Raw genomic sequence first — 12,025 nt, forward strand, 5'->3', positions numbered from 1 at the left:
CGGATGCGGCGCCGGGTCGTCCACCAGGTCGCTCGCCCACATCGGCACCTCGATCACCGCGGTCATACCCCCGTAGCGGTGGACGTGGTACCAGGTGCTGTGCCGGGCGTCGTCGGTCAGGCTCGGATAGGCCGGCGAGGCCTCCGGCGCCGGCATGACGTGCACCCCCGGACCGGACGCGGGCCAGCCCGCCGCGTCCGAGGCGCCCGTCTCCACCGGAATGTGCAGCTGCGCCGCCGACTTGGCGAACGGTTCGGCCAGCCCGGGCACGTCCCGCGTCAGCTGCACCCAGCTGCCGCCCAGCTCGGTGCCGTGCAGGGACACCTGCAGATAGGGCCGCAGCTCGTCGATCACCCCGGTCAGCGCCCGGGTCTCCGGCGGCAGCCGGTCGGGCGGCAGCACCGACGGAGCCCACTCCGGCTGCTCCGGCCCCGAGGGACGGAAGAAGCCCAGGTGGTAGTCGTACAGCGTGCGCGGTGCCGGTGTCACGTGGAGGCTCGCGCCGTCGGGGTCCGCGCAGAGCAGGAAGTGCCACGACACGCCGTCACGCAGCCCCGGCTCCCGCAGGGCCCGCCGGGCCAGCGCGAGCAGCGTGCCCCCGCCGGCCGGTTCGTTGGCGTGGGCGCCGGCCACCACCAGGACGGCCCGCCGCGCGCGTCCCACGGACATTAGGTGCAGCGGCCGGCCCGCGCGGGAGACACCCACCTCCCGCAGGGTGCACAGGCCCGGCCGTCGCACGGCCAGCGCACGGGCGGAGAACACCAGTTCGGCCACCGTCGGATAGCGCGACTCCCGCAGCGGACTCACCCCCCGTCACCACCTGAATCCGCCCTGTACTGCGCAGTACCCCACGGCCGGGAGACGGTGTCAAGAGCGCGACGGGGGAGACTCCAGGGGCGCCCGGAGGCACGCCGGAACCCGGCCGCCGCGCGTGCGTCACCGCTGGTGCGGCCCTGTCCCAGGGGCGCCGGAAGCACCTCTCCGATCCGAACGCCCGTACGCGCGCCTGGCCCGGCGCCGGGTGTCAGTCCGCGATCCGCTCGAGCAGCGCCACCGGCAGCCGGTCGAACAGTTCCGTCACGCGCGCGTGCCCGCTGAAGCTCCGCGCGGGGTCCAGCACATCGGCCCACCGCCCCGGCGGCAGCGGCAGCCGCGTGTCACCCCAGCCGCCCTCGTCCGCGAGCCGCAGCGACAGGCGGGTCACCGCGGTGAGCACCTCTCCGGAGCGTACGAACGCCGTACAGTGCGCCGCCGCGGGCCCCTCGGCAGGCAGCGGGTCGTACGACGCCCTGTCACCGAAGACGTCCGGCTGCCGTGCCCGCAGCCGCAGCGCCGCCCGCGTCACCGCCTCCTTCTCGCTCCCGTCGGCGGCGAACCGCACGGTGCGCCGGTTGTCCGGGTCGACCAGGGCCCGGTACTCGTGCTCCGTGCCCTGGTAGAGATCGGGCACCCCCGGCATCGTCAGATGGACCAGGGCCGCGCCCAGGACGTTCGCCCGGATGTGCGGCTCCAGCGAGGCGCGGAACGCCGCCACCCGCTCGCCCGGAACCCCGCACGGTGCCGCCGTCACGAACCGCGCCACCGCCTCCTCGTACGACGGTTCCTGCTCCGTCCAGCTGGTGTGCAGGCCCGCCTCCCGCACATGCTTCAGCAGCGCCCCCCGTACTCGCTCCTCCTCCGCCGGTCCCAGCCCGAACACCGTCTGCCAGGCCGCCCAGGCCAGCTGGGCGTCGGGTACGCCCTCACCGCCGCGCGTCACCTCGGCAAGGAGGTCCGTCCAGCGTCCGGGGCACTCGGTGAGCACGTGCAGCGCCGCCCGCACATCGGCGCTGCGCTTCGCGTCGTGCGTCGACAGGACCGTCCCGGTGGCCGGCCAGTCGCGCTGCACGCGCGCGCAGTACGCGTGGAACCGCTCCGGGGACACCGCCGGGCTGCCGGGCTCGCCGCCCACCTCGGTCGCCGACAGCAGCGGCACGTAGCGGTAGAACGCGGTGTCCTCGACGGACTTGGCCCGCAGCGCGGACGCGGTCTGCGCGAACCGCGTACGGAACTCCATGTACGCGGGCCCGTCCCCGTACCGCCCGAGCACCAGGTCCCGTACGACGTCCACGGCCCCGGCCTCCTCGGGGACGGCGAAGGCGAGCCGGGCCTCGGCCGCGGCCTCCTCGGTGACCACGGCGCCCGCGTCCACGGAGGCGTAGGGGCGGTAGACCCCCAGCCGGACCAGCAGTTCCCGGAGCGCCGTGCGCAGCGCCCAGGGCGCGCGGTCGCGCAGTCCGGTCCCGGCGGAGGTCGCGCACAGCCGGCTCGTCAGCCGGGTCAGCCGGTCCATCTCCGTCGCCAGCTCGTGTGTGAGCACCTTGTACGCGGCCCGCCGCACCGTGGCGTCCCAGTCGCCGCCCCGGTCCGGCTGCGGGGCCGCGAACCTCCGGTACTGGCCGAGCAGCTCCCCGAACCCGGCCGGGTCCGTGAACAGGCCGTCCACGTGCCGCAGGGCGTCGTAGCCGGTGGTGCCCGCGACCGGCCAGGACGCGGGCAGCGCCTCGCCGTCGGCGAGGATCTTCTCCACCACCGTCCACCGGCCGCCGGTGGCCTCGTGCAGCCGCCGCAGATAGCCGTCGGGGTCGGCGAGCCCGTCGGGGTGGTCGACGCGCAGCCCGTCGATCACCCCCTCCCGGAGCAGCTGGAGGATCTTGGCGTGGGTCGCCTCGAACACCTCCGGGTCCTCCACCCGCACCCCGATCAGCTCGGAGATGCTGAAGAAGCGCCGGTAGTTCAGCTCGGTGCGGGCCAGCCGCCACCACACGGGGCGGTACCACTGAGCGTCCAGCAGCCGCGGCAGCGGCAGGTCGGCGGTGCCCGTCCGCAACGGGAACGCGTGGTCGTGGTAGCGCAGTACGTCGCCGTCGGTCTCGAGCCGGTCGACCTCCTCGCCCAGCGGCCCGCCGAGCACCGGCAGCAGCACCTGCCCGCCCTGCGCCTCCCAGTCGATGTCGAACCACCGCGCGCGGGGCGAGGACGGGCCGTCGCGCAGCACCTCCCACAGCGCGCGGTTGTGGCGCGGGGACATCGCCATATGGTTCGGGACGATGTCCACGATCAGCCCGAGCCCGTGCTCCCGCGCGGTGCGCGCCAGTTCCCGCAGGCCCTCCTCGCCGCCGAGTTCCTCGCGCACCCGCGCGTGGTCCACCACGTCGTAGCCGTGCGGTGAGCCGGGCACGGCCTCCAGGACGGGCGACAGGTGAAGATGGGACACGCCGAGCGAGGCCACGTACGGCACGGCGTCCGCCGCCGCACGGAACGGGAAGCCGGGCTGCAGCTGCAGGCGGTAGGTGGCCGTGGGCGCCGCCGGGTCAGGTTGCTCAGGGGTCATGGGAACTTACGTACCCGCGCGGCGGCTTCTCGTGTCATCGCTCCTCCGATCGGGGGGGCGAGTGCGATGTTCTCCGTCCCGGACCCCCGCTCCTCAAACGCCGGAGGGGCTGACACTCAGCCCCTCCGGCGTTTGAGGAGCGGGGGTCCGGGGGCAGCGCCCCCGGGGACGGGACAGGGAAGGGGCGGCGGGGGCGAAAGAATGCAAAGGGCCGCCCGCCCCACCTACACCGGCCGCTGCAGCACCGTCATGCTGCGGTCGGTCAGCGTCAGCCGGGTGCCCGCCGCCACCTCCGGGCCGGTGCCCGGCGGTACGCCGTCCGCGCGGGCGGTGTCGACGACCACCTGCCACTGCCGGCCGTGGTCGACCGGCACCACGAAGTCCAGCGGCCTGGGGGAGGCGTTGAACATCAGCAGGAACGAGTCGTCCGCGATCCGCTCACCACGCTGGCCGGGCTCGGAGATCGCGTTGCCGTTGAGGAACACCGTCAGCGCGGACGCCCGCGCGGAGTCCCAGTCCCGCTGGGTCATCTCCGCGCCCTCGGGAGTGAACCAGGCGATGTCGGACAGGTCGTCGTGGGTGCCCTCCACGGGACGGCCGTGGAAGAAGCGGCGTCGCCGGAACACCGGGTGGTCCTTGCGCAGCCAGACCATCGCGCGGGTGAACTCCAGCAGTTGCCGGCGCAGATCCTCCTCGCCCTCCGTCCCCGTCCCGGGCGCCGGCCAGTCGAGCCAGGCCAGCTCGTTGTCCTGGCAGTAGGCGTTGTTGTTGCCGCGCTGGGTGCGGGCCACCTCGTCGCCGTGGCTGATCATGGGCACGCCCTGGGAGAGCATCAGCGTCGCGATGAAGTTGCGCATCTGCCGGGCCCGCAGCCGCAGTACGCCGGGGTCGTCGGTCTCCCCCTCGGCGCCGCAGTTCCAGGACCGGTTGTGGCTCTCGCCGTCCCGGTTGTCCTCGCCGTTGGCGTGGTTGTGCTTGTCGTTGTACGACACCAGGTCGTGCAGGGTGAAGCCGTCGTGGCAGGTCACGAAGTTGATCGAGGCCAGCGGGCGCCGCCCGTCGTCCTGGTACAGGTCGGAGGAGCCGGTCAGCCGGGAGGCGAACTCCGCGAGCGCGCGCGGCTCGCCCCGCCACAGGTCCCGCACCGTGTCGCGGTACTTGCCGTTCCACTCGGTCCACAGCGGCGGGAAGTTGCCCACCTGGTAGCCGCCCTCGCCCACGTCCCAGGGTTCGGCGATCAGTTTGACCTGGGAGACCACCGGGTCCTGCTGGACCAGGTCGAAGAACGACGACAGCCGGTCCACCTCGTGGAACTGCCGCGCGAGGGTCGCCGCGAGGTCGAAGCGGAACCCGTCGACATGCATCTCGGTGACCCAGTACCGCAGCGAGTCCATGATCATCTGCAGCACGTGCGGGGACCGCATGAGCAGGGAGTTCCCGGTGCCCGTCGTGTCCATGTAGTAGCGGGGGTCGTCGGTGAGCCGGTAGTACGAGGGGTTGTCGAGCCCCTTGAAGGACAGCGTCGGGCCCAGGTGATTGCCCTCGGCGGTGTGGTTGTAGACCACGTCGAGGATCACCTCGATCCCGGCCTCGTGCAGCGCCTTCACCGCCGACTTGAACTCCAGCACCTGCTGGCCCCGGTCGCCCCAGGACGCGTAGGCGTTGTGCGGGGCGAAGAAGCCGATGGTGTTGTAGCCCCAGTAGTTGTTCAGCTCCATGCCGACCAGCCGGTGGTCGTTGACGAACTGGTGCACCGGCATCAGCTCCAGCGCCGTCACCCCCAGTTCGGTCAGATGCTCGATCACCGCCGGATGCGCGAGGCCCGCGTAGGTGCCGCGCAGTTCCTCCGGCAGCCCCGGATGGCGCATCGTGAGGCCCTTGACGTGGGCCTCGTAGATCACCGTGTGGTGGTACTCCGTACGGGGGCGCCGGTCGTCGCCCCAGTCGAAGTACGGGTTGACCACGACCGACGTCATGGTGTGCGGCGCCGAGTCGAGGTCGTTGCGCCGGTCGCGGTCGTCGAAGTGGTAGCCGTACACCTCCTCACCCCACCGCACGGACCCGCTGATCGCACGCGCGTACGGGTCGAGCAACAGCTTCGCGGAGTTGCAGCGCAGCCCCCGCTCGGGGGCGTACGGCCCGTGCGCGCGGAAGCCGTACCGCTGCCCGGGCATGATCCCGGGCAGGTACGCGTGCCGCACGAACGCGTCGCTCTCGCGCAGTTCGATCGCCGTCTCGGAGCCGTCGTCGTGCAGCAGACACAGCTCTACTCGGTCCGCGGCCTCCGTGAAGACCGCGAAGTTCGTTCCGGCGCCGTCGTACGTGGCACCGAGCGGATACGCCTCGCCAGGCCAGACCTGCATGGTCACGACTCTTTCAGGTGTACGGCGCCGGTGGGGCGCCTTGGCTCCGAGTGTTCCCGTGTCTCCCCGAAAGGCGGGGTCCACCTTCTACCCATGCCCGCCCGGCCTGCGACCCGTGCATCCGCGCCGAACGCTATGAAACCGCTCACTCCGGGGAACCGGACGGGCGGAACCTTCGCATGGACGGGGGAAGTTGAGAAACGACCCTGTCCATCGGGCTGCACCGTGTGCCGCTGGCGGAGTACTCTCCTTGATCGTCGGGACGGGAGTGCTCGGGGGAGTGGAAGGCGGTACGCGGGTGGGCGCGGGAGGGCTGGAACTGCCCCCTGGTGACGAGGGTCACGAGGGGAGCGGTTCCACGGACGTCCCGCCCGGGGCGGTGTCCCTGGCACGGCCGATGGACGCGGGTTCGATCGGGCCGGAACTGGACTGGGGCGCCGACGCCTGGCGCGAGGTACGCACCCGCGCCCAGCGGGCCGGCCGCGCCTACATCTGGCTGAACCTGGTCGAACAGCGGCTGCGCGCGGTCGTCGCCGCCGTGCTGCGGCCCATCTACGAACCGGTGCACGGCGACGAGTGGGTGGTGGCCGCCGCGGGACCCGCCGGGCAGGAGTGGGTGCAGCGCGCGGCCGCGGTGCGCGAGGTGAGCCGCCGCAAGGGCTATCTCCTCGACCCGGCCGACGACAACGTGCTGTCCTTCCTCACCCTTCCGCAGCTGCGCGAGCTGATGGTCCAGCACTGGCCGTGCTTCGAGCCGTACTTCGACGACCGCCGGGACGTCGAACTCGCCCTGGACGAGCTGGAGGTCACCCGCAACGTCGTCTCCCGCAACCGCGCGCTGTCCGAGGCGGTGCTCAACCAGGCCGAGCGGGCCTCCGCGCGGCTGCTGGAGATGCTCGGCACCGGCGGCGACGTGCCGTCCGCGCGCCGGCTGCCCGTCGACGCGGTCGAGGACCTGGTCGGCGACCGGTACTCCGATGTCGTCGCCGTCCACTCCGACCGGGTGCGGCTGCTGCGCCAGTTCCCGGCCGAGGACATCTTCGGCGGGGCCCGCCGTCTGGACGCGCTCGGTATCGGGCTCAACCTGCTGGTGCAGAACTTCTCCGGACGCCGTCTGGTGCGGCTCGCCGAGTCCGGCTGCCGGGTGCGGCTGCTGTTCCTGAGCCCGGCCTCCAGCGCGGTCAAGCGCCGCGAGCGCGAACTGGGCCTCAAGCGCGGCGAACTGGGCCGCTCCGTCGAGATGAACATCCTCCACATGCGGCGCGTACGGTCCCGGCTCCGCGACCCGGGCGCCTTCGAGATCCAGGTCTACGACGAGACACCGCGCTGCACGGCCTACCTGGTGGACGGCGACGGGTCCGACGGGATAGCGGTCGTGCAGAACCACCTGCGGCGGGCCCGGGGGATGGAGGCGCCCGTCCTGGTCCTGCGCAACGGGACCAAAGTGGTCAAGCCGGGAGAAGTGGAGGAAGGCGGTCTGTTTCCCACCTATCGCGAGGAGTTCGAGCTGATGTGGGCGGATTCACGGCCGGTGTCGTGAACCCCCGTGCCGGGGCCGGTGGTGATGAGCCGCACCGGCCGGTAAACGGAACGCGGTCCTCTGATTGTCAGTGGCGCGTGGCAGGGTGGAGATCACTGGGGGAACGCACCACACAGAAAAGGGGGGCAGTCCATGGGCTGGCACCGGGAGCCGCTGATCGGCTTCGACCTGGAGACGACGGGTACCGACCCGCGTGAGGCACGGATCGTCACGGGCGCCGTGATCGAGGTCAGGGCGGGCGAGCCGACGGGCCGCCGCGAGTGGCTGGCCGACCCGGGCGTGCCGATCCCCGCCGACGCGGTGGCGGTGCACGGGATCAGCACCGAGCGGGCGACGGCCGAGGGCCGCCCCGCCGACCAGGTCGCCGACGCCATCGCCGCCGTCCTCACCGACCACTGGAAAGCGGGCGTCCCGGTCGTCGCCTACAACGCCGCCTTCGACCTCACCCTGCTCTCCGCCGAACTGCGGCGGTACGGGCTGCCGTCACTGCGGGACCGTCTGGGCGGGATCGGTCCCGCGCCGGTCATCGACCCGTACACCATCGATCGCGCCGTCGACCGCTACCGGCGCGGCAAGCGGAACCTCGAGGCGGTCTGCGCGGAGTACGGAGTCGTCCTCGACTCGGCGCACGACGCGACCGCCGACGCTCTCGCCGCGGCCCGGCTGGCCTGTGCGATAGCCGACCGCCACCCCAAGGTCGCGGCCCTCGGATCGGCGGAACTGCACCTCCGGCAGATCGAGTGGTACGCCGAGTGGGCGGCGGACTTCCAGGACTTCCTGCGCCGCAAGGGCGACACCGCCGCGGTGATCGACGGCACCTGGCCGCTGCGGGAGCCGGCGGACGAGCGGGTCTGAGCCACCGGGCGGCACGGTGCCGGACGTCAGAAGGGGTACCAGCGCACGGTCTCGTCCCCGTCCCGCAGGGACGCCACCCGGCGTTCGAACTCGGCCAGCGCCCTGGGGTTGTCCGGCGCGTGCTGGGACACCCAGGCGCAGCTCGCGGTCTCCCGCGCGCCGCGCAGCACCGAACAGCCCTCCCATGCGCGCACATCCCACCCGTAGGTTCCGGTGAAGGACGCGTACGCCTCGTCCGGCAGCCCGTAGCGGTCGTGGGAGAGCGCCATCACCACCAGGTCGTGCTCGCGCAGATCGGACGAGAAGGTCTCCAGGTCCGTCAGGACCGGCCCGTCCGGCCCGATGTGCACGTTGCGGGGCAGCGCGTCCCCGTGGATGGGCCCGGGCGGCAGTTCGGGCGTCAGTGCCGCGGCGGCCGCCGCGAACCCGTCGCGCCGTTCGCGCAGATACGCGGCGTCCGCCGGGTCGATCGCGTCGCCCGCGAGGCGCAGCCAGCGCTCCACACCGCCCAGCAGCTCGCGGGGCGGCAGCCCGAAGGGTGGAGCGGGCAGTGCGTGGACCAGCCGCAGCAATGCGGCGAGGTCCCGGGGTTCGGCCGGCCGCACCGCCTCCGGCAGCCGGTGCCACACGGTCACCGGGTGCCCCTCGACCAGCAGCGCCTCGGGTTCGGCCGCCCGGACCGCGGGCACTCCCTCCGCCGCCAGCCAGCCCGCGATGTTCAGCTCCCGGCGTGCCCGGTCCAGCAGCTCGGCGTCGCGGCCCACCTTGACGGCCAGGTCACCGGCGGCGAACACCGCGTTCTCACCGAGGGCGAGCAGCCGCGCGTCCCGTGCCGTACCGGGCAGCACCGCGGCCGCCGCGAGCACGTCCCGCGCCCGTGCCTCGTCCATCCGTCCCCTCCATGTCCGTCCGCGTCCGATCGCCAGGGACCGGCCGTCCGTCGGCCAGTGTCGCATTCGTACAGGTCGGACGGTGTGCGCGGTGCCCTGACGAGCCGGACCGCCGTCACGGCCATGACCGGACCCACCCGCGCGGCCCGGGGCGCGCCGTCGACCACGACCCGTGTTTGCCCGCGCCGGTCCCGGTCCTCGTCCCGGGCGGGGGCCCGCTGCTCTCCGGCATTCCGCCGGCCTCCACCGACGCCCGGCCCGGCAGCACCGCTCGCCCGGCTGCTCGGTCAGGGACCGGGACCGCGCCGGCTCGCCCGCGTTCGGGCGACCGTCCCCGGGCGGTGCCCGAGGTCGTCGAGCACCTCGCCGGCGGTGAAGCGGTTGCCCGCGTCGCCGCCCGCCTGTCTACAACCCGAACATCTCCGACTGGTGGGGCAAGACCGCCGACCAGGAAGTCCTCCTTCTTCGGCCTCACCGGCCCCTCGTGGTCGCTGTCGTCCCGGGGACGGAGCCGGACGCGGGTTCGGCATCGCCGCGCGACGTTCCCGGTGGAACGCCGTCGTCGTGGACGTGGTGGTCATCCGAGCGCGCCCCGACCCGTGGAAAGGGATGATGGCGGTATGACCGCAGAGCCATTCCGTTACACAGGGGCTGCCCGGATCGACGGCGTCCACTTCTCAGGAGTCCGGCTGGCCGGGCAGTCCTCGGGCGACGGCGGTTCCTGGTCCGGTTCCGTCTCGTTCGAGACCGAGCCGCCCGGATTCGCAGAGCACGTCGGGGCGAACGGCGTCAGCCTCGTCCGGCTGGCGGACGGGAGGGAAGGGCGCGCCGTCGTGAACGCCTCGTACGCGGGCCGCTACTGGACCCTGACCATCACCGGTACCGGCCCCCTCCCGGCGTGAGGCCGGTCAGCCGGTCACATGGCCGGGGACGGCGACACCGACGGCCGTGAAGGGGGCGGTGAGCAGGTCGTACTGCTCCCGGGAGAGACACGCGGGCTTCCGTACGGCCCTGGCCCCGATCACGCAGGCGGACAGGGCGTCGGAGAGGAGTCCGGACCGGTAGGCGGCGAGTTCCCCGGCGCGCGGAAGCAGCGCCGACCTCACCGCGTGGTCGATCCCGGAATGCTCCGACGCGGAGAGCCGGAGAGCACGGCTCGCCTCACGGCCTCCCTGCCGGCGCAGGCGGACGGTGTGGTCGTAGACGTCGGCGAGCGTCGCGGGGGGCAGCGCCGCGACGGCCCCGACGAACCCGGCTGTAGGTTCATGCATGACGACGTCCCTCGTGAAGAGGCGAGGCGGTCGGCCTCGTCCGTGCGGGAGTGTACGTTCCGGGCGGGCACGGGGAGGATGACATGGATGCCGGTCGGCTGACACGCGTAGCGGCCGCGCTCTTCGCGGAACTCGGTATCGACGGGGTACTCACGGCACGGGAGCTGCCCGACGGACTCGGAGTGAGTGTGTGGCCGGCCGGCGTCCGGGGCGCGGGAACCATCCTTGTGGGATGCGACGAGTCGGTCCTGTTCGTGGCGTCCGCGGCGAGTCCCGACGCCGGCCTCGCCGCGTTCCGCCAGGGCAGCCGCACGCCCGTCGAACGGTTCCGGCGCGGGCGCGGCGGGGGAGCCGTGCCGGACACCCGCTGAGCCCGGTCCGCCGGACGTTCCCTCGGACGGCCCGTCGCGGGCGCCCTGATCGGAAATCCAATTGCACGAGACGTATCGTCTCGCCTAGGGTCGGGTATGACCACTCCCGCGCACATCGCCATGTTCTCCATCGCCGCCCACGGGCATGTGAACCCGAGCCTCGAGGTGATCCGCGAACTCGTCGCGCGCGGGCACCGGGTGACCTACGCGATCCCGCCGCTCTTCGCCGGGAAGGTCGCCGAGACGGGCGCCGAACCCAAACTGTGGAACTCCACCCTGCCCGGCCCCGACGACGACCCGGAGGCGTGGGGGACCACCCTGCTGGACAACGTGGAACCGTTCCTGGACGACGCCGTCCAGGCGCTCCCGCAGCTCATCGAGGCGTACGAGGGCGACACCCCCGACCTGGTGCTGCACGACATCGCCTCCTACCCGGCGCGGGTGCTCGCCCACCGCTGGGGCGTGCCCGCGGTCTCCCTCTCGCCGAACCTCGTCGCCTGGGACGGCTACGAGGAGGAGGTCGCCGAGCCGATGTGGGAGGAGCCGCTGAGGACCGAGCGGGGGCAGGCGTACCACGCCCGCTTCCGCGCCTGGCTGGAGGAGAACGGGATCACCCGGTCCCCGGAGGACTTCGGGGGCCGCCCCGCCCGTTCGATCGTCCTGATCCCCAGGGCGCTCCAGCCGAACGCCGACCGGGTGGACGAGAGCGTGCACTCCTTCGTGGGCGCCTGCCAGGGCGACCGCGGCACGGAGGGCGGCTGGCAGCGGCCGGACGGCGCGGAGAAGGTCGTGCTGGTGTCGCTCGGGTCGGCCTTCACCAAGCAGCCGTCGTTCTACCGGGAGTGCGTGGAGGCGTTCGCCGGACTGCCCGGCTGGCATCTGGTGCTCCAGATCGGCAGGCATGTCGACCCCGCCGAGCTGGGGGACGTACCCGGGAACGTCGAGGTGCGTTCCTGGGTGCCGCAGCTCGCGATCCTGCGCCAGGCCGACCTGTTCGTCACCCACGCGGGGGCCGGCGGCAGCCAGGAAGGCCTGGCGACGGCCACGCCGATGATCGCCGTCCCGCAGGCGGTGGACCAGTTCGGCAACGCGGACCTGCTGCAGGGGCTGGGCGTGGCCCGGCACGTTCCGGCCGACGAGGCGAACGCCGAGGTGGTGAGGGCGGCGGCCCTCGCCCTCGTCGACGACCCGGAGGTCGCCCGGCGGCTGAAGGACGTCCAGGCGGACATGGCGGGCGAGGGCGGCACACGGCGGGCCGCCGACCTGATCGAGGCGGAGCTGCCGGCACGGGGCTGAGTACCCCTCGGGGAAGGCGCCCCGACTGCCCGCAGCAGGGCCGGGGCGACGTCACGACGCGGCGGG

Annotated in this window: 9 protein-coding genes and 1 pseudogene; 5 read left to right on the forward strand and 5 right to left on the reverse strand. The window is 73.0% G+C overall.

Features of this window, described 5'->3' with window-relative positions; translation table 11 throughout:
- The 3 genes from B9S61_RS28675 to glgX all read right to left on the reverse strand — a co-directional run.
- Positions 1 to 807 (reverse strand): M14 family zinc carboxypeptidase (locus B9S61_RS28675; protein WP_258039904.1); only part of this gene is annotated, 807 nt, incomplete at its 3' end.
- A 217-nt stretch (positions 808 to 1,024) separates the two neighbouring features.
- On the reverse strand, positions 1,025 to 3,373 hold the full coding sequence (gene treY, locus B9S61_RS28680; protein ID WP_103544833.1) for a malto-oligosyltrehalose synthase: 2,349 nt from the start codon (positions 3,371 to 3,373) through the stop codon (positions 1,025 to 1,027).
- 224 nt (positions 3,374 to 3,597) lie between these two features.
- Entirely contained in the window at positions 3,598 to 5,736 is a 2,139-nt protein-coding gene (gene glgX / locus B9S61_RS28685) for a glycogen debranching protein GlgX (protein WP_103544834.1), read from the reverse strand.
- A gap of 298 nt (positions 5,737 to 6,034) precedes the next feature.
- Between glgX and B9S61_RS28690 the strand changes: the two genes are divergently transcribed.
- Both B9S61_RS28690 and B9S61_RS28695 read left to right on the forward strand, forming a co-directional pair.
- Complete coding sequence (locus B9S61_RS28690; protein ID WP_103544835.1) at positions 6,035 to 7,276, forward strand: SAV2148 family HEPN domain-containing protein; 1,242 nt, start codon at positions 6,035 to 6,037, stop codon at positions 7,274 to 7,276.
- Between the two features lie 132 nt (positions 7,277 to 7,408).
- Positions 7,409 to 8,131 (forward strand): 3'-5' exonuclease, encoded by a 723-nt coding sequence (locus tag B9S61_RS28695; RefSeq protein WP_103544836.1) that lies wholly within the window; start codon positions 7,409 to 7,411, stop codon positions 8,129 to 8,131.
- Between the two features lie 26 nt (positions 8,132 to 8,157).
- On the opposite strand, the gene B9S61_RS28700 is transcribed toward B9S61_RS28695, so the two are convergent.
- Positions 8,158 to 9,021, reverse strand: coding sequence for an aminoglycoside phosphotransferase family protein (locus B9S61_RS28700; protein ID WP_103544837.1), 864 nt, complete (start codon positions 9,019 to 9,021; stop codon positions 8,158 to 8,160).
- Between the two features lie 620 nt (positions 9,022 to 9,641).
- Here B9S61_RS28700 and B9S61_RS28705 point away from each other — a divergent pair.
- Positions 9,642 to 9,923, forward strand: coding sequence for a hypothetical protein (locus B9S61_RS28705; protein ID WP_103544838.1), 282 nt, complete (start codon positions 9,642 to 9,644; stop codon positions 9,921 to 9,923).
- Positions 9,924 to 9,929: 6 nt separating this feature from the next.
- On the opposite strand, the gene B9S61_RS28710 is transcribed toward B9S61_RS28705, so the two are convergent.
- The gene (locus B9S61_RS28710) at positions 9,930 to 10,292 is read right to left on the reverse strand and encodes a hypothetical protein (protein WP_103544839.1); all 363 of its coding nucleotides are present in this window, start codon (positions 10,290 to 10,292) and stop codon (positions 9,930 to 9,932) included.
- An 83-nt stretch (positions 10,293 to 10,375) separates the two neighbouring features.
- Here B9S61_RS28710 and B9S61_RS28715 point away from each other — a divergent pair, with 83 nt between their 5' ends.
- Entirely contained in the window at positions 10,376 to 10,663 is a 288-nt protein-coding gene (locus tag B9S61_RS28715) for a hypothetical protein (RefSeq protein WP_103544840.1), read from the forward strand.
- A gap of 55 nt (positions 10,664 to 10,718) precedes the next feature.
- Positions 10,719 to 11,959, forward strand: a pseudogene (gene mgt, locus B9S61_RS28720) (macrolide-inactivating glycosyltransferase).
- Positions 11,960 to 12,025: the final 66 nt, after the last annotated feature.

It is taken from the genome of Streptomyces sp. SM1, assembly GCF_002910825.1.
GTDB lineage: Bacteria > Actinomycetota > Actinomycetes > Streptomycetales > Streptomycetaceae > Streptomyces > Streptomyces okerensis.

Bases quoted from the DNA above. Each gene is read 5' to 3' on its own strand.
- treY (WP_103544833.1), bottom strand. From the start codon at position 3,373: ATGACCCCTGAGCAACCTGACCCGGCGGCGCCCACGGCCACCTACCGC.
- glgX (WP_103544834.1), bottom strand. From the start codon at position 5,736: ATGCAGGTCTGGCCTGGCGAGGCGTATCCGCTCGGTGCCACGTACGAC.
- B9S61_RS28695 (WP_103544836.1), top strand. From the start codon at position 7,409: ATGGGCTGGCACCGGGAGCCGCTGATCGGCTTCGACCTGGAGACGACG.
- B9S61_RS28700 (WP_103544837.1), bottom strand. From the start codon at position 9,021: ATGGACGAGGCACGGGCGCGGGACGTGCTCGCGGCGGCCGCGGTGCTG.
- B9S61_RS28705 (WP_103544838.1), top strand. From the start codon at position 9,642: ATGACCGCAGAGCCATTCCGTTACACAGGGGCTGCCCGGATCGACGGC.
- B9S61_RS28710 (WP_103544839.1), bottom strand. From the start codon at position 10,292: ATGCATGAACCTACAGCCGGGTTCGTCGGGGCCGTCGCGGCGCTGCCC.
- B9S61_RS28715 (WP_103544840.1), top strand. From the start codon at position 10,376: ATGGATGCCGGTCGGCTGACACGCGTAGCGGCCGCGCTCTTCGCGGAA.